Annotated in this window: 23 protein-coding genes; 18 read left to right on the forward strand and 5 right to left on the reverse strand. The window is 29.7% G+C overall.

Annotated elements, in window-relative coordinates; translation table 11 throughout:
* Nucleotide 1: 1 nt before the first annotated feature.
* From Q1A15_RS19605 to hemA, 4 genes are read right to left on the reverse strand one after another with little or no spacing between them, the layout of a single operon-like run.
* On the reverse strand, nucleotides 2-298 hold the full coding sequence (locus Q1A15_RS19605) for a barstar family protein (RefSeq protein WP_299627924.1): 297 nt from the start codon (nucleotides 296-298) through the stop codon (nucleotides 2-4).
* On the reverse strand, nucleotides 298-1,278 hold the full coding sequence (gene hemB, locus Q1A15_RS19610; protein ID WP_299627926.1) for a porphobilinogen synthase: 981 nt from the start codon (nucleotides 1,276-1,278) through the stop codon (nucleotides 298-300). Before hemB ends, Q1A15_RS19605 begins: the two co-directional genes overlap by 1 nt.
* 3 nt (nucleotides 1,279-1,281) lie before the next feature.
* On the reverse strand, nucleotides 1,282-2,868 hold the full coding sequence (hemC, locus tag Q1A15_RS19615; protein ID WP_299627928.1) for a hydroxymethylbilane synthase: 1,587 nt from the start codon (nucleotides 2,866-2,868) through the stop codon (nucleotides 1,282-1,284).
* Nucleotides 2,852-4,120 carry a glutamyl-tRNA reductase gene (gene hemA / locus Q1A15_RS19620; protein ID WP_299627930.1) on the reverse strand — a complete coding sequence of 423 codons (1,269 nt, stop codon included), beginning with the start codon at nucleotides 4,118-4,120 and terminating at the stop codon, nucleotides 2,852-2,854. Before hemA ends, hemC begins: the two co-directional genes overlap by 17 nt.
* Nucleotides 4,121-4,332: 212 nt before the next feature.
* On the opposite strand from hemA, the gene Q1A15_RS19625 reads away from it, so the two are divergent.
* The 9 genes from Q1A15_RS19625 to Q1A15_RS19665 all read left to right on the forward strand — a co-directional run bounded on the left by Q1A15_RS19625 (nucleotide 4,333) and on the right by Q1A15_RS19665 (nucleotide 10,296).
* Entirely contained in the window at nucleotides 4,333-5,214 is an 882-nt protein-coding gene (locus Q1A15_RS19625) for an AraC family transcriptional regulator (protein WP_299627932.1), read from the forward strand.
* On the forward strand, nucleotides 5,214-6,059 hold the full coding sequence (locus Q1A15_RS19630) for an alpha/beta fold hydrolase (protein WP_299627934.1): 846 nt from the start codon (nucleotides 5,214-5,216) through the stop codon (nucleotides 6,057-6,059). Before Q1A15_RS19625 ends, Q1A15_RS19630 begins: the two co-directional genes overlap by 1 nt.
* On the forward strand, nucleotides 6,060-6,587 hold the full coding sequence (locus tag Q1A15_RS19635; RefSeq protein WP_299627936.1) for a TrmH family RNA methyltransferase: 528 nt from the start codon (nucleotides 6,060-6,062) through the stop codon (nucleotides 6,585-6,587).
* A 5-nt stretch (nucleotides 6,588-6,592) separates the two neighbouring features.
* On the forward strand, nucleotides 6,593-7,198 hold the full coding sequence (locus tag Q1A15_RS19640) for a hypothetical protein (protein ID WP_299627938.1): 606 nt from the start codon (nucleotides 6,593-6,595) through the stop codon (nucleotides 7,196-7,198).
* Between the two features lie 10 nt (nucleotides 7,199-7,208).
* Complete coding sequence (gene hemH, locus Q1A15_RS19645) at nucleotides 7,209-8,228, forward strand: ferrochelatase (protein WP_299627940.1); 1,020 nt, start codon at nucleotides 7,209-7,211, stop codon at nucleotides 8,226-8,228.
* Nucleotides 8,229-8,231: 3 nt separating this feature from the next.
* On the forward strand, nucleotides 8,232-8,828 hold the full coding sequence (locus tag Q1A15_RS19650; RefSeq protein ID WP_299627942.1) for a CopD family protein: 597 nt from the start codon (nucleotides 8,232-8,234) through the stop codon (nucleotides 8,826-8,828).
* 44 nt (nucleotides 8,829-8,872) lie between these two features.
* Nucleotides 8,873-9,424: a hypothetical protein gene (locus Q1A15_RS19655; protein ID WP_299627944.1), complete on the forward strand. Its 552-nt coding sequence runs from the start codon at nucleotides 8,873-8,875 to the stop codon at nucleotides 9,422-9,424.
* 18 nt (nucleotides 9,425-9,442) lie between these two features.
* Nucleotides 9,443-9,808 (forward strand): lipocalin family protein, encoded by a 366-nt coding sequence (locus Q1A15_RS19660; protein WP_299627946.1) that lies wholly within the window; start codon nucleotides 9,443-9,445, stop codon nucleotides 9,806-9,808.
* A gap of 101 nt (nucleotides 9,809-9,909) precedes the next feature.
* Nucleotides 9,910-10,296, forward strand: a complete 387-nt coding sequence (locus Q1A15_RS19665) for a hypothetical protein (RefSeq protein ID WP_299627948.1) — start codon at nucleotides 9,910-9,912, stop codon at nucleotides 10,294-10,296.
* Between the two features lie 36 nt (nucleotides 10,297-10,332).
* Here Q1A15_RS19665 and recR read toward each other — a convergent pair whose 3' ends face one another.
* The gene (gene recR, locus Q1A15_RS19670; RefSeq protein WP_299627950.1) at nucleotides 10,333-10,950 is read right to left on the reverse strand and encodes a recombination mediator RecR; all 618 of its coding nucleotides are present in this window, start codon (nucleotides 10,948-10,950) and stop codon (nucleotides 10,333-10,335) included.
* A 124-nt stretch (nucleotides 10,951-11,074) separates the two neighbouring features.
* Between recR and Q1A15_RS19675 the strand changes: the two genes are divergently transcribed.
* The 9 genes from Q1A15_RS19675 to Q1A15_RS19715 all read left to right on the forward strand — a co-directional run bounded on the left by Q1A15_RS19675 (nucleotide 11,075) and on the right by Q1A15_RS19715 (nucleotide 22,801).
* Nucleotides 11,075-12,538 (forward strand): aminoacyl-histidine dipeptidase, encoded by a 1,464-nt coding sequence (locus Q1A15_RS19675; RefSeq protein WP_299627952.1) that lies wholly within the window; start codon nucleotides 11,075-11,077, stop codon nucleotides 12,536-12,538.
* Nucleotides 12,539-12,746: 208 nt separating this feature from the next.
* A complete protein-coding gene (locus tag Q1A15_RS19680; RefSeq protein WP_299627954.1) occupies nucleotides 12,747-13,439 on the forward strand; it encodes a hypothetical protein in 693 nt (230 codons plus the stop codon).
* Nucleotides 13,439-16,165, forward strand: a complete 2,727-nt coding sequence (locus Q1A15_RS19685) for a TonB-dependent receptor (protein ID WP_299627956.1) — start codon at nucleotides 13,439-13,441, stop codon at nucleotides 16,163-16,165. Before Q1A15_RS19680 ends, Q1A15_RS19685 begins: the two co-directional genes overlap by 1 nt.
* A 3-nt stretch (nucleotides 16,166-16,168) precedes the next feature.
* The gene (locus Q1A15_RS19690) at nucleotides 16,169-17,380 is read left to right on the forward strand and encodes a DUF4249 domain-containing protein (RefSeq protein WP_299627958.1); all 1,212 of its coding nucleotides are present in this window, start codon (nucleotides 16,169-16,171) and stop codon (nucleotides 17,378-17,380) included.
* Nucleotides 17,381-17,393: 13 nt separating this feature from the next.
* Nucleotides 17,394-19,043, forward strand: a complete 1,650-nt coding sequence (locus tag Q1A15_RS19695; RefSeq protein ID WP_299627959.1) for a hypothetical protein — start codon at nucleotides 17,394-17,396, stop codon at nucleotides 19,041-19,043.
* A gap of 56 nt (nucleotides 19,044-19,099) precedes the next feature.
* Nucleotides 19,100-19,687 (forward strand): acyl carrier protein phosphodiesterase, encoded by a 588-nt coding sequence (locus Q1A15_RS19700; RefSeq protein WP_299627961.1) that lies wholly within the window; start codon nucleotides 19,100-19,102, stop codon nucleotides 19,685-19,687.
* A 37-nt stretch (nucleotides 19,688-19,724) separates the two neighbouring features.
* Nucleotides 19,725-21,404: a gamma-glutamyltransferase gene (gene ggt, locus Q1A15_RS19705; RefSeq protein ID WP_299627962.1), complete on the forward strand. Its 1,680-nt coding sequence runs from the start codon at nucleotides 19,725-19,727 to the stop codon at nucleotides 21,402-21,404.
* Between the two features lie 55 nt (nucleotides 21,405-21,459).
* Nucleotides 21,460-21,789 (forward strand): heavy metal-binding domain-containing protein, encoded by a 330-nt coding sequence (locus Q1A15_RS19710; protein WP_299627964.1) that lies wholly within the window; start codon nucleotides 21,460-21,462, stop codon nucleotides 21,787-21,789.
* 448 nt (nucleotides 21,790-22,237) lie between these two features.
* Nucleotides 22,238-22,801, forward strand: coding sequence for a VTT domain-containing protein (locus tag Q1A15_RS19715; protein WP_299627966.1), 564 nt, complete (start codon nucleotides 22,238-22,240; stop codon nucleotides 22,799-22,801).
* Nucleotides 22,802-22,867 lie beyond the last annotated feature (66 nt).

The raw sequence follows: 22,867 nt of genomic DNA on the forward strand, positions 1-22,867 counted from the left end.
TTTAACTTTTAATGAAAGTTATATGTTTATTTTGTTCTATAATTTCAATTACTGTATGTAAGAAACTTGTTTCTAAGTTTTCTTCGCTTTTGTAAAAATTTTTCCACTCAATAATTATTTCTTCATCTACATCAAAAGTTCCAAAACCTCCACTTAAAACATCATTGAAAGCATCTAAATTTCTACCTATTCTCCAATTCAAATCATTTGTAAAAACTCTTTCTATTTCATTGTAAAAGCCTTTCTCATTAGAAAACTTATTTCCATTTATTGTGTAAGTTGGCTTCCAATCAGACATTAATTATTTCTGAATAATTTAGCAACTTCTTTTGCAAAATAAGTTAGGATAATATCTGCCCCTGCTCTTTTAATGCTTAACAAGCTTTCTAACATTACTTTTTCACCATCTAACCAACCTTTTTCTGCGGCTGCTTTAAGCATTGCATACTCTCCACTTACATTATAAGCTGTGATTGGCACATCGTAGTTATCTTTTAGTAACTTGATGATATCTAAATATGCTAAAGCTGGTTTTACCATAATCATATCTGCTCCTTCTTGAATATCTAAATCTGCTTCTATTAAAGCTTCACTCGTATTAGCAGGATTCATTTGGTATGTTTTTTTGTCTCCAAACTTTGGAGCTGAATCTAATGCATCTCTAAACGGACCGTAAAAAGCACTTGCGTATTTAGCTGTATACGACATTATAGAAACCTGTGTATACCCAGCTTCATCTAAAACATTTCTAATATATCCTATACGACCATCCATCATATCAGAAGGTCCTAAAATATCTGCACCAGCTTTTGCTTGTGCAAGAGCCATTTTTCCTAGAATCTCTAAAGTTTCATCATTAAGAATTTCTCCATTCTCAACAATTCCATCGTGACCATCACTTGAATATGGATCCATAGCAATGTCTGTCATTAAAGCAATTTCAGGAAACTTTGATTTGATTTCTTTTAATGCTGTATTGTATAAGCTCTCAGGATTATATCCTTCAGTTGCATATTTATCTTTTTTATCATCTCCTAAGGAAGGAAATACACAAAATCCTTTAATTCCTAAATCTACACATTCTTGAATTTCTTCTAAAAGTAAATCCAACGAATAGCGATAAATACCAGGCATAGAAACAATTTCTTCTTTCTTTCCTAAACCTTCTATAAGAAATACAGGATAAATAAAGTCGTTTACAGATAAGGTAGTTTCTTCTACCATAGCTCTTATTGCTGCAGACTTACGATTTCTTCTTGGTCTTCTTGTATTTAACATATACTAACTCTTTACAAAGTGCAAATTCACTAATTCTAAAATACTTTCTACTGTTGGTACTTTAGCAACTTGTACTTCTTCAAAATATTTAGATGCTTCTTTTGCTGTAGTTTCACCAATACAAAAAGCGATTTTATCTCCTTTATTCTCTTGCATATAGCTTTCTACAGTAGAAGGGCTATAAAATAACACCCCGTTTACTGTTTCATCTACTTTAGCTGGACTGTACATTGTTTTGTACGCCTCTATTTCATTTACAGTAATATTATTTTCTGATAAAACTATTGGTAAAGTATCTAAACGTAAATCGCTGCAGAAATAAGTTACAGTTTGTCCAGATAATTCTTCAGATAAATAAGCTGCTAATTTTTTAGCGTTTCTTTCTGAATTTTTAACCTTACCTATTTTCTGCTCTATTAATTTCTTTGTTCTTCTACCTACACAGTAGATATTTTTAAACTGTAATTCTTCTTTTGTAAAATTATGAAGTAATGCTTCTACTCCATTTTTACTTGTAATAATTACATGTTCTAATTCTTGTTTAACTAATTTAGGAGCAATCCTATTAAATCTAATTTTGATAAAATCGCTATCCTCAACTGTCATAGATTCTGCAAGAAGATTTTTTTGTGCTTCGGAAAGTGCTTTTGTAGAATAAATTGAAAATTCTTTAGCTACAGCTACATCATCACTCATTAAATCTTTTCCACCTCTATCTAAAATATAATTTGCGCAATCTTGTGCTAAATATTTCTTCTTAATTAAAGGAACTGTTCTTTGGACTTCAATTTTTTTCTTTCCATCTCTACTTAATAAAATCCCTTTAAATTCTATCTCTTTATTTACTTCATCAATTCTTGCAAAACCTCCAATTGGTGCGGTACAGCCTCCTTCTAATTTATTTAAGAATTCACGCTCAATAGCTGTACAAGTCTCAGTATCTTTATGATTTAAATAAGAACAAGCTTCTCTAATATCTTCGTTTTCTTCTAAAGCAGTAATCATTATTGCACCTTGTGCTGGTGCAGGAATCATCCAAGATAAATTAACAGCACCTTTTGGTCTTTTCCCAATACGTTCTAATCCTGCTGCTGCAAAAATAGCTCCGTTCCAATCATTATCTTTAACTTTTTGTAAACGTGTATTTACGTTACCTCTTAAATCTTCTACGCTATGTGTTGGATAACGATCTAACCATTGTGCTTTTCTTCTTAAGCTACTAGTAGCAATAACTCCTTTAGGTTGTGCTAAAAACTCTTCATTATCTTTTAGTACTAAGATATCGTTATGATTTGCTCTTTTTAAAACCGCAGCTTGTACAATTCCTTCCGGTAAAACTGTAGGAACATCTTTCATAGAATGAACAGCAATATCGATTTCATAATTCAACATTGCGATATCTAAATTCTTAGTAAAGATTCCTGTAATTCCTAATTCGTATAAGGGTTTATCTAAAATAATATCCCCTGTAGATTTGATAGGGACAATTTCTGACTGATAACCTTCTTGGTGAAGTAATTTTTGAACTTTTTTAGCTTGCCATAGTGCTAATTCACTATCTCGAGTACCAATTCTAATTATTTTTTGCATCTATTGTTTCTAAATTTGTGCCAAACACTTTTGCCATAACTTGAATACTTTGATTAACAGATGTATTCTCTTCTTTTAGGTGTTTTACAAATTGTGTAGTAATTTTCTGTATAAATCTTGATGTGATCGCTTCTGCTTGATCAATATCAAAGTTAGATATTTTCTTTTTGTGGAAGTTTATCTCGTCTTGTTGAATTGCTTCTAAAGACTGTTTTAAAGCATTAATTGCTGGTGTAAAACGACGGTGATTTAACCACTCGTTAAACTCTTGTTTGTGCTCGCTAATAATTGCTTCTGCAACCGGCACTTCTTGTTTTCTTACAGCTAAAGTTTCATCTGTAACTTTAGATAATTCATCAACATTAATTAATGTTACATTATCTAATTGCTTTACTTCTTCACTAACATTTGCCGGTACAGATAAATCTAAAACTAATAAACCTTTACCTGAAGTAATATTTTCTTTAGTGATTGTAGCTGTTGACGCTCCTGTAGAAACAATTAAAACATCTGTGTTTTCTATTTCAGATGTTAAGTTTTCTAGTTTAGCTTTTTTAATAAAATCGTAATCTTTAATAAACTCATCAACTTTCTCTTCTGTTCTATTAACTAAAGTTACTTGTTTGTTTTGAGTATACTGCGCTAAATTTTTACACGTATGTTTTCCCATTTTTCCTAAACCATAAACCAAAATGTTTTTTGAATTATAATCTGGAAGATTTTTGATTAAATATTGAACTGCTGCATACGATACCGATGTTGTACCTGAACTTAACTTTGTTTCGTTTTTAACACGTTTACTCGACTGTAATACCAAATTAATTAAACGTTCTATGTAAGCATTTATAGTTCCAACTTCTTTAGCTTGCTTCACTGCCATTTTTAACTGACCAACTATTTCGTAATCACCTAAAATCTGACTTTCTAAACCAGTTCCCATTCTAAATAAATGGTTCACTGCTTCTTGATTTTGTTGAATTGTAGAAATACTTCTAAACTCTTCTACAGTTCCTTTAGAGTATTTACATAATAACTCTATAAGCAAACAAGGTCTTGGTGCAAATCCAGAAATTTCTGTTCTGTTGCAAGTAGACAATACAAAAATACCATCGAACCCTATTGATTTTGCCTCTTCCAATAACGAAATTTGATCTTCTTTTGATAAAGAAAACTTTCCTCTCGTTTTTGCATCTGCCTTAACATAGCTTACAGCAATATTGTAAAAATTCTTGTGCTTTGTATTCGTCAACATTCAATAAATATCTAAAATCCCGACAAAAATAGAAACTTACTTTAGATAAAAGTATCGCCAAAAGAACTTAAAATGTCGATTTTTGTCTTTATCGTTATTTTTTTCGTAAAACACCTGATTTTCTTTATTTTTGCAGTAAAATCAATGTTTACAAGTTTTTTTATGTAGAATCATTCTAAATAAAAATGTTTTATTCTTAAACTTAATATCGTTTGAAAAATATCGCTGAAAGTACTTTTAATGAAACCAATCTTGAGAACGGTTTTCTACTCTTAGAATTCATAAATGATTCTATGGAAACGCAACGTTTTGAGAGAGATATAGATAATTCTTTTATCCAGTTACACTTTTCAATTCATGGGAATTCTAAGTTTCATTTTAATGGTGGCACTTATACTTTAGATGTTTTAGAAGAACATTCTATTCTATTGTATAATCCGCAACAACGATTACCACTAAATCTTGAAATTAAACCTAAAAGTGCTTTAGTATCTTTATTAGTATCGATTGAAAAGTTTCATTCGTTATTTTCTACAGAAGCAGGTTACATTCCTTTTTTAAGTGAAGAAAATAAGAATAGAAAATATTATGATGATTCAATTATTAAACCGACAGTATTGATCGTTTTAAAGCAACTGATTAATGCTAATGTGAATAGTTCCATTCGAAACCTGTATATAAAAGGAAAGATATACGAACTTTTAAGTTTACATTTTCAAAAAGATGAATCTATAGAGGGAGAATATTGTCCGTTTTTAGTAGACGAAAGAGATGTTTCTAAAATTAGAAAAGCAAAAGATATTATTATCTCTCGTATGGCTGAACCGCCAACTTTACAAGAACTTTCTAATGAAATAGGTTTAAATCTTAAAAAATTGAAAGAAGGTTTTAAACAAGTCTATGGAGATACTGTTTATAGCTTTTTATTCGATTACAAAATGGAACATGCTAGAAAACTATTGGAAAGTAATCGCTATAATGTAAACGAAGTAGGACTGCAAGTTGGTTATAGTACAGCAAGTCATTTTATCGCTGCTTTTAAGAAGAAGTTCGGTACTACTCCGAAACAATATGTGTTATCTCTTAACTCTTAATGATGAAAGTTTTTGAAATAACAACTCCGCTTGGTCATGCTATAAGCCTTACTGAATTCTCTAGTAACTCGAATAAAAACAAAGTTGTTTTGATATGTTCTGCAACTGGAGTTTTACAAGGATATTATCAGAAATTCGCTTCATTTTTAAGCTCAAAAGGAATTACCGTATATACATTTGATTATGCCGGAATTGGAGCTTCTAAAAAAGACAATTTAAAAGCTTTTGATGTTTCTCTTACCAATTGGGCAATTAACGACATTAATAGTGTCTTACATTATATCAAAGAAAAACATCCAGAAGCTCAGATAGATTGCGTTTGCCATAGTATAGGCGGACAAATCTTAGGATTAACTCCAGCTAACAAATACATTAATAATGTAGTTTTAGTAGCTAGTCAATCTGGTTATTTTAAACATTGGAAAGGCTTTGGTAGACTTCAAATGTATTTTAACTGGCATATTATTTTTCCAGTTTTCACAACTGTATTTGGATATTTACCAAGCAAAAAAATCACAGGAATGGAAAACCTTCCGAAGTCAATGGCACAAGAATTTGCAAGCTGGGGACGCCAGAAAGATTATTTATTTCATTACAAGAAAAAAGAAGAATTATACCATCATCAAATAAAAGGTAAGGTCACATCTTATAGTACAGACAATGATTCTTTTGCCCCAAAAAGAGCAATTGATTGGATGACAAAAAAATACTTTAATGCAGAAATTATCCGTAAACATTTAACTCCAAAAAACTATAATGTTGATAACATCGGACACTTTGGATTCTTTAAATCGAAGTTTAAAGATAATTTATGGAATGAGTTCTTATTAGATTTAGAAGTTTAAATGAAACAACTGACACATTACGAAATAGAAAATAAAGCAAAAGAGTTTCCTATAACTATAGTTTGCGATGCCATTAGAACACCAGAAAATATTGGAATGTGTTTTAGAATCGCAGAAAGTTTTGGTGTACAACAAATTTATTTACATGAAAGTTCACCAGCTTTAAACAATAGAATTGTAAAAAAAACAGCTCGCAATACAATTCAACAGATTCATAATGAAACCTATTCAGATTTTCCTGAATTAATCGTACAATTAAAAAAAGAAGGAAATACAATTGTTGGTATCGAAATAACTGATAAAAGCATAAATATTCAAGATTTTGATTTTAAAAATCATGAAAAATTGGTTTTACTTTTGGGTAGTGAACGAAATGGAATAGAACATATTGATTTGGTAGATGCAACTATCTCAATCCCAATGTTTGGAAGAAACTCTAGCATGAATGTTATTCATAGTTTAGCTATCACCTTGTATGAAGTTACTAATCAATTAAATGAATTAGAAAAGTTTTCAAAAGTAGATTAACTAAAATGACAAAAAGAGTTTTTTACATTTTGATTTTAGTATTTATTCCTTTAAAAATACAATCACAAGATTTAATTAAAGGGCTATTATTTATTTCCGAAAGTTTCAAAAATCGTTTTCCAAAAGTATATGTATCGATAGAAGGTTTTACACAACGAAAATTAGTAGATCAAAATGGTTTCTTTGAACTCAAAACAGAAAAGGAACAAGATGAATATCTTATGAATTTTGAGGTTAATGAAACTCTCTTTAAAACCTACATTTACAAAGATATTTGGAGGATGAGAAAAAGACCTAAACGCATCTCTTTCTCTAGAAAATGTATTATAGATAGACAAAAAGCTTTACAAGATCAAAAGAAAAACGAACAAAAATTATATGTTTTTCAAACTGAAAAACTACCTCCAGAAGATTTAAATGTTCAGTTAGAATACAATTTTACTTATGTTCTAGTAAACACAGATGAGATACATAATTTCGATTGCTACAAAAAATATAATGATAGAATTTTCAAATGTCTTGTGTTAAGCAAAGATGTTTCAAAATATATAATAAACAAAAATACAATTGGATTAGATGAGGCCAACATAAGCGGACCTTGTCTCAGATAAATTATAAAGAATGAAAGGAGTATTATTAGTAAACTTAGGATCTCCGGATAGTACAGATCCAAAAGATGTAAAACGATATTTAGGAGAGTTTTTAATGGATGAACGTGTGATTGATTTTCCGTATTGGTTTCGTTCGTTCTTAGTTAAAGGAATTATTTTAAATACGCGTCCGAAAAAATCTGCTGCTGCATATAAAAAGATTTGGTGGAAAGAAGGCTCACCTTTAATTGTACTTTCTGAACGTTTACAAGAAAAAGTACAAGCTAAAACAGATCTTCCTATAGCTTTGGCAATGCGTTATGGAAACCCTTCAATCAAACAAGGATTGCAAGAGTTACATGATAAAGGAGTTACAGATGTACTTTTAGTTCCTTTGTATCCACAATTTGCAATGGCAACTACTGAAACTATTTTAGTATTAGCAGAAGAATTAAGAAAAGAACATTTTCCTAATATGACGTTGACTGACCTTCCTCCTTTTTACAATAAAAAAGAGTACATCAGTGCATTATCAAATAGTATAAAAGATTATTTATCGGATAAAGATTACGATCATATTTTGTTCTCTTATCATGGAGTTCCAGAAAGACATATTCGTAAATCAGACGTTACTAAATCGCACTGTAAAATTGATGGAAGTTGTTGTAATACACAATCTGCCGCACATAACTATTGTTACCGCCATCAATGTTTCCAAACTACAAAAAATGTTATTACTGAATTAGGTTTAGATGAAAACAATGTTACAACTACTTTCCAATCTCGTTTAGGAGTTGATCCATGGTTACAACCTTATACTGATAGAACAATTATTAAGAAAGCAGAAAAAGACGGAATTAAAAAATTAGCAATTGTAACTCCTGCTTTTGTTTCAGATTGTTTAGAAACTTTGGAAGAAATCGCTATGGAAGGTAAAGAAGAATTTGAAGAAGCTGGCGGTGAAGAATTCTACACTGTTCCTTGTTTAAATGATAATGAAGAATGGGTAGATGCGTTAGCAAAATGGATTCATGAATTTGAAAAAAATTAGATTATGAGTTTTGATTATGTAAAATCTCTACACATTATTTTCGTTGTTACTTGGTTTGCAGGTTTATTCTATATCGTTCGACTATTTATTTATCATACAGAAGCTGAAAAAAAAGAAGAACCAGCAAAAAAAATATTACAAGATCAGTATAAATTAATGGAGAAAAGGCTATGGTATATTATATCTTGGCCTTCTGCTATTTTAGCCAGTCTTTTTGCATTTTGGATGCTTTATCTACGACCTTGGTATTTATCTGAAATATGGATGCATATAAAACTTTCTTTTGTTTTAGCTTTATATTTCTATCATGGAGCTTGCCATAGTATTTTTAAGCAATTACAAAAAGACGTAGTTAAATACAGTTCATTAAAACTTAGAATATGGAATGAGTTGGCTACTATTATTCTTTTTGCTGTAGTATTTTTAGTAGTTCTGAAAAATGCCATCAACTGGATTTGGGGCGTTGTAGGAATCGTATTAGTTTCAGTTCTTTTAATGCTAAGCGTTAAGCTTTACAAAAGCATTAGAAACAAGAAAAGCTGGGATAAATACGAAAAAGAACTCATGGAAAACAATAAAAACTCTGAAGACACGCTTTAAAAATAAATACCTATATTTCGCAAAAATTATAAATCCCCAACATCATGAAAAAAATTCTTATTCTTTCATTTGCATTAGTATGCCTATTCTCTTGTTCATCTAGCGATACAGATCCTATAGATCCGGATACTTCTGGAGAAGTTATTACACCTGGAGGTGGCGACAGTTCTGGAGGTGATAATTCGGGAGGAAATTCTGGTGGAGATAGTTCTGGTGGAGATTCTGGATCTGGAAGTGATAATTCAGGCGGTGATAGTTCTGGCGGTGATAACTCTGGTGGAGATTCAGAAACTAGCGATCGTATTATTGGAACTTGGACACTTTTCTTAGGTACAGATCAAGTTGAAGTTAACGACTGTTTAAAGAAAACTACTTTTGTTTTTAATGAAGATAATTCATATTCTCAAATTGAGTTTAAAATAGAAAACAATGTTTGTGAAGAAGTTTTAAACGTTGCTGGTGAATGGACTAGCAAAGGAAATAATGTTTATGAATTAAGAAGACATGGATACACTTCTGGTCCTGACGTTGATTTTGAATTCACAGATGATAACCAGACGATGATTGTAGTTCGTCAAACGTATAAAAAACAATAACTCTAAAATATAATTACCATGAATAAGCTTTGCTACACATTACTTTTTTTAGTTCTTTTTATCTCTTGTTCTAGTGACTCAGATGATAATAACAATGTAAACGATCCTATTCTTGGTACTTGGAATTTATTTTCTTCTGGAGGTAGCGAAGTAACAGATTGTGAAAAACAATCTACAATCACTTTTGCATCAAACAAAACTACTTCTTCTGAAACCTTTCAAGATTTGGCAGGAAACTGTATTTCTCTTACAGGAAATGATACTTGGGAAAATAAAGGAGATAATGTATATAGTTTCAACAACCTAGAATCTCAAATTGAGTTTTCTAATGATAATATGACTTTCAGAATTGTTAGTGGTAACATTGTTTATCAGAAACAATAAAATAATATTTAAGAAACAAAAAAGGGAACATTTTAAAATGTTCCCTTTTTTTATTGTTTATGTATATCTATTTTCGCCCAAATTTTAAAAACTAAATTACTATGAGAAAAGTTATATCAATACTATCAATATTTCTAGTTTTAATATCATGCTCTGATAATACAACTGATATGTTAGATCCAATAATTGGAAAATGGGTATTAGTAAAAAGTATTGAAGATAATGTAGATGTAACGAATGATTGTTTAAAAAGATCACACATTAATTTCACCGAAGATTTTTTTATTAACGGTGAAGTTTTCATACAACAAAACAATCAATGTACTTCTGATGACGGTTTATATTCTGGTAGATGGTTAAAAAATGAATCCGGAAGTTATAATTTAACAATAGGAGCTACTATTTTTTTAGGAATTCAGATCACAGACAATACAATAGAATTTGTTGAGGATTCTGGCGCTATAAAAACAACCTATAAAAAACAGTAATTACAAATAAAAAAGAGCACTAAAAAGTGCTCTTTTTTATTGCTTTAAACTATTTTCAAACGGAATTCTATTCAATATACTTCGACCAAGTGTAACCTCATCAGCATATTCTAATTCATCTCCAACAGAAATACCTCGTGCTATTGTAGATGTTGTTATTCCGTATTCTTGTATCTGTTTATAAATATAAAAGTTCGTTGTATCTCCTTCCATAGTAGAACTCAAAGCGAAAATCAATTCTTTTATCTCTCCGCTTTTAACTTTATTCACTAAAGACTCTATATTCAAATTCTGTGGCCCTACTCCTTCAATTGGGGAAATTTTCCCACCTAGAACATGATACAAGCCTCTAAACTGACCTGTATTTTCAATAGCCATCACATCTCTAATATCTTCAACTACACAAACAACCTCTTCTTTACGATTCGGATTACTACAGATATGACATAATTCTGTATCAGAAATATTATGGCATTTTTTGCACTCTTTAACTTCAGTTCTAAGCTGAGTTAACGCATTGGTTAAATACTTTGTATTATCAGAAGGTTGTTTTAATAAATGTAATACCAAACGTAAAGCAGTACGTTTTCCAATACCAGGTAATCTGCTAACTTCATTAACAGCATTTTCAAGAAGTTTAGATGAAAAATCCATATTGCGAAATTACAACAATATAAAGGAAAGACATAGTATAAAAACAAATCATCTAAATACTACAATCTCTTCTATAGAACTCTTAAAAAATGTACCTTTGAACTATCAAACAAAACTAAAAGGAATGAGTGTAGAAATAAGAAATATTGAGCCAAAAGTTGTGTGGAATCACTTTGCAGATTTAAATGCAGTTCCTCGTCCTTCTAAAAAAGAAGAGCGTGTAATACAATTTATGGTTGATTTTGGTAAAAAATTAAACCTAGAAACTTTTGTAGATAAAGTTGGTAACGTAATTATACGAAAGCCAGCTACTGCTGGTATGGAAGATAGAAAAACCATAGTAATGCAAAGCCATTTAGATATGGTTCACCAAAAAAATGCAGATACTAATTTTGATTTTGATACTGAAGGAATTAAAATGTTTATTGATGGTGACTGGGTTAAAGCCGAAGGAACAACTTTAGGAGCAGACAACGGATTAGGAGTTGCTTCTATTATGGCTGTTTTATCTTCTAACGATATTCCTCATCCTGCAATCGAAGCTTTATTTACTATTGATGAAGAAACTGGAATGACTGGAGCAATGGGACTTGAAGGTGGTATTTTAACTGGTGATATTTTATTAAACCTAGATACTGAAGAAGATGATGAAATAGGAATTGGTTGTGCTGGTGGTGTAGATATTACTGCAACAAGAACTTATGAATCTGAAAACACTCCAGAGAATACAGTTGCTTTCGAGCTTTCTGTTACAGGTTTAAATGGTGGTCATTCAGGAATGGATATTCATAAAGGTTTAGGAAACGCTAATAAAATAATGAACCGTTTATTATTTGATGGTTTTACAAATTATGGTTTACGTATTTCTGAAATCAATGGAGGAAGTTTACGTAATGCTATTCCAAGAGAAAGTTTTGCTACTGTTGTTATTGACAGTGTTTCTAAAGAACCTTTCTTATTTGAACTGAATCAATTAATTAATGAAATAAAAGCTGAGTTTGCTTCTTTGGAAGAAAACTTAACTATTGAACTTAAAGAAGTAGATACTCCTGAAACTGTAATGGATTTAGGTGTTCAAATCGGATTAATTAAATCTATTTACGGAGCTTTAAACGGTGTTTACCGTATGAGTCCGGATATTGAAGATTTAGTAGAAACATCTAACAATGTTGCAAGAGTAATTGTAAAAGATGGAGCTATTAAAATAGGTTGTTTAACTCGTTCTTCTTCTGAAACTAATAAATGGGATTTAGCAAATTCTTTACGTTCTGTTTTTGAATTGGCTGGATTTGAAGTAGAGTTTTCTGGTTCTTATCCTGGTTGGTTACCAAATATGAATTCTGATATATTAACTGTATTAAAGAATTTATATGTAGAAATGAATAATGCTGAACCACACGTTGCTGCTTGCCATGCGGGATTAGAATGTGGAATTTTAGGCCAAAATTACCCAAAAATGGACATGATTTCATTTGGTCCAAATATTAGAGGTGCGCACTCTCCTGATGAAAGAGCACAAATTTCTTCAATGCAAAAATTCTGGAAATTCTTATTGGAGATTTTAAAAAATATTCCAAGTAAAAATTAATAGTATACTATATTTTCAAAACACGGTTATTTTTAAGAAATAACTGTGTTTTTTGTTTTATCTCTCTTCAACTTCACTCCTATTCTATCTTAAAACTTAACATTAATTCTCATTTTCTTAAAACAAAATTGCAAAATAGGTTCTTTTCATTTTTTAATATGCAGTAATTTTTAAATTGCATTTCGATTAACCATGCTAAAACTATGAAATGAAGAAGTTAAACATCTTCTTTCTGAATCTATTCATTATTCAAAGCTTATTAAGTCAAGAACAAAAGCCTGAACAACAACTTTATTCTTTTCTTGATAATACTATAAATAATGTAAATACTAAATTAAGCTATGGTGATGTTTACAAAGAGAAATACATAAAAAAAACTAAGAATAATCATAATTTTTTTGACTCAAGTACTTTCAAAAAAGGAAGCATTATTTATAGAAATGAAGTTTTTTATGATGTTTTATTAAAATACGAAATTGTTGATGATTATGTTATAATTAAACTATCTAATTTAAAACAAAATCTGTCTATCATTCCTGGAAAAAGATTTGTTGAAAGTTTTCAAATTGATACAATTTCATTTATAAACACTAAACAACATGGTTTTCTTGAAGTAATAAATTCTAACAAACACTTTTCTATTTTTAGAAAACACACTAAAGTAAGAAAAGATAATAATGATAATAGATTTATTCATCATACATTCAAAAAGAAAAAAGATCTCTACTACATTCTCTTAAAAGAGCAAGCATATATTCCTGTAAAATCTAAACGAGATTTTATTAAAATTTACCCCACCCAAAAAAAAGTAATTTCTAAGTTCTACAAAACGAACAAGAATTTACTTAAACAAAATTTTAAAGAATTTTTAATAAAACTCATGATTACAATACATGAATAATGAAAAGAAAGCTGCTATTAATATGTATTAGTCTCTTTTTTTACACATCCTATTCACAAGAAAATGAAGAAAAAATTACTTTAAAAGCCGTTAATCTAACACAAATAGAAGTATTACAGCTAATTGAAGAAAACTCCAATTATCAGTTTTATTTCCTAGAAGAATGGTTTTCTAAAAAGACGTTTTCAATTTCTTATGAAGATGTAAAAATTGAGAAAATTTTAGATGAAATCTTTGAATCAAGTACGATCAATTATTTCATCATGGAAGGATCTAAAATTATTTTAACTAAAGGAAATTTAATCAAAAGAAGTATTTACGAAAATATAGATCGTAATACTCAAACAGATGCTCCTATTTTTGTTAACTCTTCTTCTGATTTTAAAAACGAGTATATTAAAATTGGGAAAGAAACTGATTTCAAAAAAGATCGGTATACATTATCTGGTACAGTTACCAATGATAAAACGGGGAAACCTATTGAAGGAGTTACCGTAATTTCTTCTAATAAAAACAACTATACTACAACCGATAAAAATGGAAAATTCCAACTAACATTACCATATGGTAAAAATGAGATAGAAACTATTTTTAGTGGATTTGAAGGTGAATTTCAAAAACTAATTATATACAATAACGGTACTTTAAACCTATCTATTAGTGAAAGTTCTGAACAATTAGATGAAGTTATTATTAATGCTAATAAAACCCAAAACGTTAGGCAAACCATAGCTGGTATCAGTAGTATTAAAGCTAAGGATATTAAAACGATTCCTACAATTTTAGGAGAGCGAGATATTTTAAAAGTTGCGATTACTTTACCTTCAATTAAATCTGCCGGAGAAGGATCGGAAGGTGTAAACGTTAGAGGAGGAAAAGTAGATCAAAATTTATTTTTATTAGACAATGGTGTAATTTATAATCCTACACATTTCTTAGGATTATTCTCGGCAATTAATCCGTTCACCACAAAAGATTTAAAAGCCTATGCTGGAAATATTCCAGCAGAATATGGAGGAAGATTATCGTCTGTATTTGATATAAAAACAAACGATCCAAATACAAAAAAACTCAGCGGAGAAGCATCTATTGGTCCGGTTACTGGAAATGTTAACCTTGACATTCCTATTATCAACAATACATCTGGACTTATTTTAGGTGGTAGAAGTACATATTCGGGTTGGATTTTAGATTTAGTTGATAATAAAGATATTCAAAATAGTAGTGTTTCCTTTTTTGATGTTATTGGTAAATACAAGCATAAAATCAATGAAAACAACAATATAAAAATCACTGGATATCACAGTAAAGATCAATATCAAATTGCATCTGATACCATTAATGAGTATGGAAATACTCTTGTAACTTTAAATTGGAATCATAAATTCAATTCTAAAAATACTGGAGATTTAACGCTTTCTAACAGCAACTATACGTTTAATATTGATTATGAAGGTGGAGATACAAATAAAGGTTTCAATTTAAAATATCGAATTAATGAAACCGATTTAAAATTTTTGATGAAGTATAATTATTCTACTACTCATAAATTTAAATACGGATTAGAATCTAAATTATACAGTATCAATCCAGGTTCAATAATTCCTAACGGAGAAAATTCGGAAATAATTCCACTAAATATTCCGCAAGAAAAAGCTTTAGAAAACAGCTTATTTGTTTTAGATGAAATTAAAGTGAATAAGAAACTAAATTTTAATCTCGGTTTACGTTTAAATCAATTTTTAGCTTTAGGACCTTCTTCAGAAAGAATTTATGAAAATGGAGTTCCGAAAAATGAGTCAACGCTTCTAAACACAGTTAATCATGATAACAATGCTATTTATAAAACTTATCATAATTTAAGTTATAGAATTTCAGGAAGATATTCTTTCGACGATAGTTTTTCAGTAAAAGCTGGTTACAATAAGTCTTTTCAATACATACATCGATTAAATAATAATACTACAGCTACTCCAATAGATACTTGGCGACTTTCAGATGCTAATATTAAACCTCAAGAAGGTTCTCAATTATCTTTAGGATTTTTCAAAAATCTTGAAGAGGATACTTACGAATTCAGTTTAGAAGGATATTTTAAAGAGTATAACAACTTACTCGATTATAAAATTGGCGCTAATTTATTATTGAACGAAAATATTGAAACTGAAATTATTCAAGGAAAAGGTAAATCTTATGGTGTAGAATTTTTATTTAGAAAAAATAGTGGTCGTTTAAATGGTTGGCTTGGTTACAGTTATTCTAGATCACTTATTCAACTTGATAGTGAATTTGATGAAGAAAGAGTTAACAATGGTGTTTTCTTTCCTACCAACTACGATATTCCTCACGATTTAAATGCAGTTTTAAATTACAAGTTTACGAAAAGGTATAGTTTATCGGTAAACTTCACTTATCAAACAGGAAAACCAATTACGTATCCTACTGGAAAATATATCATAGATGATATTGAATTTTTAACATACAGCAATCGAAATCAGTTCAGAATTCCTGATTATTATAGAATGGATGTTGGAATAAACATTGAAGGAAATCATAAAATAAAGAAATTCGCTCATAGCTTTTGGAACATATCTATATATAATGTTTTAGGAAGGAACAACCCTTATTCTGTTTTCTTTGAATCTGTTAATGGAAATGTACAGAGTTATCAAAATTCAATTTTCTCTGTTCCAATCCCTACAATTACTTACAACTTTAAATTTTAAAAAATGAAAAAGCATCAAAACTACTTTTACTTTTTAATATTTATACTTCTTATTATTAGTTGTACTCAACCTATAGAAATTGATAATGTTACGTTTGAAGAAAATATTGTTGTTAAAGCAATTTTAACTAACGAGATAAAGAATCATAGTATAACTCTTTCTAAAACTGTACAAATAGACGCTACTGAAAATAATCCTCTTGAAAATGCCACTGTATTTATTACAGATGATTCTGGTATTTCCTACAATTTTGAAGAAAGTGAACCTGGAGAATATATTTCAATCACGCAATTTGCTGCAATTGCTTCTAAAAAATACACGTTACATATAGAAACTGCACAAGGAACTAAATACCTATCAACTCCGGAAGAATTACCTAGCTCTTCTGAAATTGACAATCTTGATTTTGATATTGAACTGAATGATAATGGTGAAGAAGTTGTTGTTTTTAAAGTAAATAGTATTCTTAATAATAACAATGCAAATTACTATAGATACACTTATGATGAAACTTATAAGTTAAAAGCTATTTATTGGAGTCCGAAAAAAATCAGAGTAATATCTGAAAACCCTTTTTTATTTACGACTACAATTAAAGATCCTAATGTAGATGGTGTGGGTTTTTGTTACGGAAATCAAAAGACTAAAAAGATTATGATTACAGAAACAAAAACATTGTCTGAAGATCGAGTTATTGCTTTTCCTATCAGAACAATTCCTTTAGATAGTTATATTATTGGTATACGATACAGCATTGAAATAAATCAATATGTTCTAAATAAAAACGCTTACGACTATTATGAATTATTGAGTAAATTTTCTGATCCTGACGAGATTTTCTCTCAAGTTCAGTTAGGAAATATACCGAGTAACATTCGTGCAGAAGTAAATCCATCAAATAACAAAGTTTCTGGTTTTTTTGAAGTTTCTACTGTATATACAGAACGTTTTTATGTAAATCGAGAAGACATTACAGATACTAATTTCACAAATTATGTTACTTCGAGTTCTTGTTTAGATCAACCTAATCCTCTTGTGGAAGATAGATTTGGACGCTCACCTTTGTTAGACCTATTAAATAACGGATACATTTTTTATATCGATAGTCCTACAAATCCACTTGATGTTACTCGTCCATATGTTTTAATTGGAAAATCATGTGGCGACTGCTCCTTTTTTGGCCAACCTGTAGCTCCAAGTTTCTGGATAGATTAAAACATCATTAACTATGAAAAATTTTACTTGCTTAATATTCTTTATCTGTTCAACTCTTTTTTCTCAATCGAAATCTAATCTTACTAAAGAATCATATAAATTCCCTCAAGAACGTATCGCTGTTCATTATAACAATGAGTTATTAGTTACCGGTGAAAAGTTATATTACAAAATTTATTGTTTTGATCAGAACAAGCAATTTTCAAACTACAGTAAAATCGCCTACATAGAATTACGCTCTTCGGAAAATAAAACAATTACAAAACATAAAGTTTCTTTAGACTCAGGAACTGGTTATGGCGATTTCTTTATCAATGCTAAAGTAAAAACAGGAGCTTATAAATTAATTTGCTATACCAAATGGATGAAAAATTATGGCAATTATTTCGAAAACACAGTTTTTATTGTAAATCCGTTTGCAGACAAAATAACCACTAAATCAAATATCGAAATTATTCCTGAAATAAGAGATAACTTCAATTTAAACAATAAGATTTCTACTAATAAAAGAAATTATAGCAAAAGAGAGAAAGTTAGTTTAAGTCTAAACAAAATTGATTTCTTAGCATCAAGTAATCTTTCTATTTCAGTTAAAAAACAAGAGAACTTTAAACTTCCTTTCTCTAATACAGAAATGTCTAAACTCAATGTTAATCCAAATTCTAACCTTATTTTTCTACCAGAATTAAGAGGTAATATTTTAAAAGGAAGAATAGAAAGTGTAAAAAACAAAACTGTTGCTAATAAACCCATTTCGCTTTCAATCAATCATGAGCACTTGCCTTTAATAGCTACAACAAATAATGTTGGAGAGTTTTATTTTAATATCCTAAATTTAAACTCAAACAAAGTTTATCTCCAAATTCTAGATACTAATGCTACTGAATACCAAATTAAGCTTTTACCTGATGAAGATGTTAGAAAAGAAATTAATATTGATACCTCTATTCAACTGACTCAAAACACGATTAATACAATAAAAGCTAGAAGTATTTATACTCAAATAGAAAATGCATATTACAAAGTAAAAAAAGATTCTATCCGACCTTTAAAGTATAAAGATTCTTTATTTAGCAGCCGAAAAAACACTTATATATTAGACGATTACAAGAGATTTAAATCTTTAAAAGAAACTTTTGTTGAAATAATTACAAGTGCGAAAATTAGAACAATCGATCAAAAGCAGAGGATCATAGCTCCATCAGAAGATATAAAAACGACTGGTTTTATAGGAAATATTCCATCCTTACTAATTGTTGACGGTCATATTATACATGATCATGATAGTTTTATGAATTTTGATTGTAGTAAAATCAATACCATTGCTGTAGTTAATGATAAATATTGCTATGGTAATTCTATTTATCAAGGCATCACTTTCATTGATACTTTTAAGAAAGATTATACACCTATTTCTAGTGCTGTAAAAGAATTTAAAGTAATACAGGTACAACCGAAAAAAGAATATTTCTTTGAGAATTATACTACTTCTAAGAAAAGAATTCCAGATTATAGAACACAACTTTACTGGAACCCAAATGTTAGTGAAAAAGAAATAGATTTCTACACATCTGATGTAACTGGAAATTACGAAGTAATTGTAAAAGGGTATACAAAAAAAGGGAAACCAATTATTTTTAACACTATTTTCTCAGTTCAATAATCGAACAAGATCTACTTATCCATGTTCGTTTATGCTTTTTTGTTTACTTTTAAGCAATGAATTTTTTAGCCCATCTCTATTTATCCCCGCCAAATAACAATGAGATTATGATTGGTAATTTTATTGCTGATCATGTTCGAGGCAACAAATTCAAACACTATCCTGAAGATATTCAAAAAGGTATTTATTTACATCGTGCTATAGACACATTTACAGATGCCAATGAAATTGTTCGAATTAGTAAACGTAGACTTCATGAACGTTACGGACATTATGATGGTGTTATTATCGATATCTTTTACGATCACTTCTTAGCAAAAAATTGGGACGATTATTCTCAAATTCCTTTAGATATTTATACAAACAGTGTTTATCAATTACTCGTCGATAGAAAAGAGACTTTACCAGAAAAAACTCAAGAATTACTTCCGTATATGATTCAATATAATTGGTTATACAACTACCAATTTATAGACGGAATTCAAGATGTTATGAATGGAATGAATAGACGAACCAAAGGGAAATCTCAAATGAATTTAGCAATTGAAGATCTCGAATTATATTATACAGATCTCGAAAATGATTTTCAAACTTTTATGTTTGAACTAATCAATTTTGTAGCTATAGAAATCGACAAAATTTAATTTATTACAACCAAATTCTACTAAAAACCTCAACCAAATGAAACAAAGTTTTGCTTTACTTTTATGTATCACACTACTATTTAATTGTAAAAAACAGCCAGAAATCGGATTAATTACCGAAAAAGCTATGGTTGTTTCTGCAAGAAAAGAAGCTTCTAAAATTGGAGCCGATATTCTTAAAAAAGGTGGTAATGCTTTCGATGCTATGGCTGCAACTGAACTTGCCTTAGCTGTTTCTTTTCCATATGCTGGAAATATTGGTGGTGGCGGATTTATGGTCTACAGGAAAAATAACGGTGAAATTGGTGCTTTAGATTACAGAGAGAAAGCTCCAATGGCTGCTACTCAAAACATGTATTTAGATTCTTTAGGAAATGTAATTAAAGGAAAAAGTACTTTGGGCGCAATGGCTGTTGGTATTCCTGGAACTGTGGCTGGAGTTTTTGCTGCTCACAAAAAATTTGGATCACTTCCAATGGAAGAAATTATCCAACCCGTAATTGATTTAGCTAAAAAAGGAGTAATCGTTACCCAAAAACAAGAAAACAGACTAAAAAAACATACGCCTGCTTTTAGAAAGGCAAATTCTGAAACTATCTTATTAGATAATAACTGGAAAAAAGGCGACACAATTAAATATGTTTCTTTAGCTGAAACATTAACTCGAATTCAGCAAAACGGTCGTGATGAGTTTTACAAAGGAGAAACAGCTAAAATACTTGCTAAATTTATGCAAGAAAACGGCGGTCTAATTACTGAGGAAGACCTAGCAAAATACGAAGCAAAATGGAGAACTCCGGTTGTATTTGATTACGACGATTTAAAAATCATTTCTATGGCTCCGCCTTCTAGTGGTGGAATCTGTTTAGCGCAAATTATGAATGCTATCGAGCCTTATGATTTAGATAAATACGGACATAATTCTGCTAAATCTATTCAAGTAATTACAGAAGCCGAGCGAAGAGCTTATGCTGATAGAAGCTTTTTCTTAGGTGATCCTGATTTTATAAAAATTCCAAAGGAAACTTTAATTAGTAAACCTTATAGTACTTCTAGAATGGAGAACTTCTCTTTTGATAAGGCAACTGCTTCTAGTGATGTTTCACATGGTAACATTACATTCTCAGAAAGTAATGAAACAACCCACTACTCTATTGTTGATCAATTCGGAAATGCAGTTTCTGTAACTACAACAATTAATGCTGCTTTTGGTTCTAAATTATATTGTAGTGAATTAGGTTTCTTTTTAAATAATGAAATGGATGATTTTAGCAGTAAACCTGGCGTTCCAAATATGTTTGGTTTAGTTGGTGCTGAAGCAAATAAAATTGAACCAGAAAAAAGAATGTTAAGTTCTATGACGCCAACTATTGTTGAGAAAAACGGAAAATTATTTATGGTTATAGGAACTCCTGGAGGTTCTACTATAATCACTTCTGTTTTACAAACAATTTTAAATGTTCATGAATACAAAATGGGAATGCAAGAAGCTGTAAATCAACCTCGTTTCCATCATCAATGGTTGCCAGATGATATAAAAATGGAACCAAATGGCTTTTCCGAAGAAATTAAAAACAAATTAAAATCTTTAGGATACAAGTTAGATGAAACAAATTCGCCTGTTATTGGTAAAGTGGATGCTATTTTAGTACTTCCTGACGGGAAATTAGAAGCTGGTGCTGATCACCGTGGTGACGATAAAGCTGTTGGATTTTAAATTTCAACATGTAACAAAAGAACCTTTTTAATTACTAATATTAAAAACACTAACTATGATTTTAACAACAACCAACTCAATTGAAGGACATAAAATAACTGAATACAAAGGTATTGTAACTGGTATTTCTTACAACTCTTCTTATAACTACAACGGAACTAAAATGTCTTTTAAAGATATGTTTAGTATGAAAAAATATTACGAAGCTTATGAATTAGGTTTAGAAGGTATTAAAGAAGAAGCTTTTCAAAAGCTAAAAGAGAATGCTAAAAAACTAAATGCAGACGCAGTTGTGGGAATTAAAATTGATATCGAAACTGTATCTAGCTCAGCAGTATTAGTTGTTTCTATTACCGGAACAGCTGTACGAATTTCTCCTGAATAAGAATAGAAAATGTCAACCAGATACGAACGTAAAAGACAAAAAGCTAATAAACTAATTATTGGCTTTTTTATTCTTTATAATATATTGTTAATCTTAATCTACTTCAATCTATTACCTCTGCTTGATTTTTACTTGTTCTTTCTAATTTTAATATACTCGCCTTTAGGGTTAATTTTAATCGCTATACTTTTCTTGTTTTTACTGATCACAAATGGAATAAAAAGTAAAATTGTTTTATATGGTTTTTATTTAATATTGCTTTCCTTTTTATTGATATTCTTCGCTCCTAAACTATTACTTAGCTGATTAATAAAGTATTTATTCTTTTTTTGTTTCTGTATCTTTATTTTTTAAGAATAGCAGTAACATTTCTTTTTAGTAGTCGTCTTATCAAGTAAATTCTAGCAATAGAATAATAATTGCACTATCAACCATTTAGTAGAAAACTATGTTAAAGACAGGAAAAAAGATCTTTTATATACTCTGGGGAGTATTACTTATTTATCTCTTATATCGCTATGTGAAAAATCCAGAAATATTTTCTGTTGATTATATTAAAGATTTCATTAGTTCTTATAAGGGACAAATATTAACCGTTTATATTCTTCTCTCTTTTATCAGAGGTTTTTTCTTAATTCCAAGTACTCCTTTTGTAATTACAGGAGTTTTACTGTTTCCCGATCAATTATTTCTCGTTCTATTAATATCCATGGTTGGAATCATGTTATCAGCAACATCCTTATACTACTTTGCTGATATTTTAGGTTTCAGTGAATATTTAGAAAAGAAATATCCTGAAAAAGTAAAAAAATGGGAAAGCAAACTACAAAGTTCTAAAGCTACGTATTTAGTTTTAGGATGGTCGTTTTTCCCTTTAGTACCTACTGATATTATTTGTTATGTAGCAGGAATTATTAAAATGCCTTTTAAATACATGTTCGCAGGAGTATTTATTGGTGAATTGGTTTTAGTTACTTTTTACGTGTATTCTGGTTCTATGTTAGGTTTATAAATCTGCATGTTGATTTAAAAACTGAAGTATAGTATCTTTGGAATTATTCACCTTTAGATAAAAAAA

The organism is uncultured Tenacibaculum sp. (genome assembly GCF_947495995.1).
Lineage (GTDB): Bacteria > Bacteroidota > Bacteroidia > Flavobacteriales > Flavobacteriaceae > Polaribacter.

Bases quoted from the DNA above. Each gene is read 5' to 3' on its own strand.
- Q1A15_RS19605 (WP_299627924.1), bottom strand. From the start codon at position 298: ATGTCTGATTGGAAGCCAACTTACACAATAAATGGAAATAAGTTTTCT.
- hemB (WP_299627926.1), bottom strand. From the start codon at position 1,278: ATGTTAAATACAAGAAGACCAAGAAGAAATCGTAAGTCTGCAGCAATA.
- hemC (WP_299627928.1), bottom strand. From the start codon at position 2,868: ATGCAAAAAATAATTAGAATTGGTACTCGAGATAGTGAATTAGCACTA.
- hemA (WP_299627930.1), bottom strand. From the start codon at position 4,120: ATGTTGACGAATACAAAGCACAAGAATTTTTACAATATTGCTGTAAGC.
- Q1A15_RS19630 (WP_299627934.1), top strand. From the start codon at position 5,214: ATGATGAAAGTTTTTGAAATAACAACTCCGCTTGGTCATGCTATAAGC.
- Q1A15_RS19635 (WP_299627936.1), top strand. From the start codon at position 6,060: ATGAAACAACTGACACATTACGAAATAGAAAATAAAGCAAAAGAGTTT.
- Q1A15_RS19640 (WP_299627938.1), top strand. From the start codon at position 6,593: ATGACAAAAAGAGTTTTTTACATTTTGATTTTAGTATTTATTCCTTTA.
- hemH (WP_299627940.1), top strand. From the start codon at position 7,209: ATGAAAGGAGTATTATTAGTAAACTTAGGATCTCCGGATAGTACAGAT.
- Q1A15_RS19650 (WP_299627942.1), top strand. From the start codon at position 8,232: ATGAGTTTTGATTATGTAAAATCTCTACACATTATTTTCGTTGTTACT.
- Q1A15_RS19655 (WP_299627944.1), top strand. From the start codon at position 8,873: ATGAAAAAAATTCTTATTCTTTCATTTGCATTAGTATGCCTATTCTCT.
- Q1A15_RS19660 (WP_299627946.1), top strand. From the start codon at position 9,443: ATGAATAAGCTTTGCTACACATTACTTTTTTTAGTTCTTTTTATCTCT.
- Q1A15_RS19665 (WP_299627948.1), top strand. From the start codon at position 9,910: ATGAGAAAAGTTATATCAATACTATCAATATTTCTAGTTTTAATATCA.
- recR (WP_299627950.1), bottom strand. From the start codon at position 10,950: ATGGATTTTTCATCTAAACTTCTTGAAAATGCTGTTAATGAAGTTAGC.
- Q1A15_RS19675 (WP_299627952.1), top strand. From the start codon at position 11,075: ATGAGTGTAGAAATAAGAAATATTGAGCCAAAAGTTGTGTGGAATCAC.
- Q1A15_RS19680 (WP_299627954.1), top strand. From the start codon at position 12,747: ATGAAGAAGTTAAACATCTTCTTTCTGAATCTATTCATTATTCAAAGC.
- Q1A15_RS19685 (WP_299627956.1), top strand. From the start codon at position 13,439: ATGAAAAGAAAGCTGCTATTAATATGTATTAGTCTCTTTTTTTACACA.
- Q1A15_RS19690 (WP_299627958.1), top strand. From the start codon at position 16,169: ATGAAAAAGCATCAAAACTACTTTTACTTTTTAATATTTATACTTCTT.
- Q1A15_RS19695 (WP_299627959.1), top strand. From the start codon at position 17,394: ATGAAAAATTTTACTTGCTTAATATTCTTTATCTGTTCAACTCTTTTT.
- Q1A15_RS19700 (WP_299627961.1), top strand. From the start codon at position 19,100: ATGAATTTTTTAGCCCATCTCTATTTATCCCCGCCAAATAACAATGAG.
- ggt (WP_299627962.1), top strand. From the start codon at position 19,725: ATGAAACAAAGTTTTGCTTTACTTTTATGTATCACACTACTATTTAAT.
- Q1A15_RS19710 (WP_299627964.1), top strand. From the start codon at position 21,460: ATGATTTTAACAACAACCAACTCAATTGAAGGACATAAAATAACTGAA.
- Q1A15_RS19715 (WP_299627966.1), top strand. From the start codon at position 22,238: ATGTTAAAGACAGGAAAAAAGATCTTTTATATACTCTGGGGAGTATTA.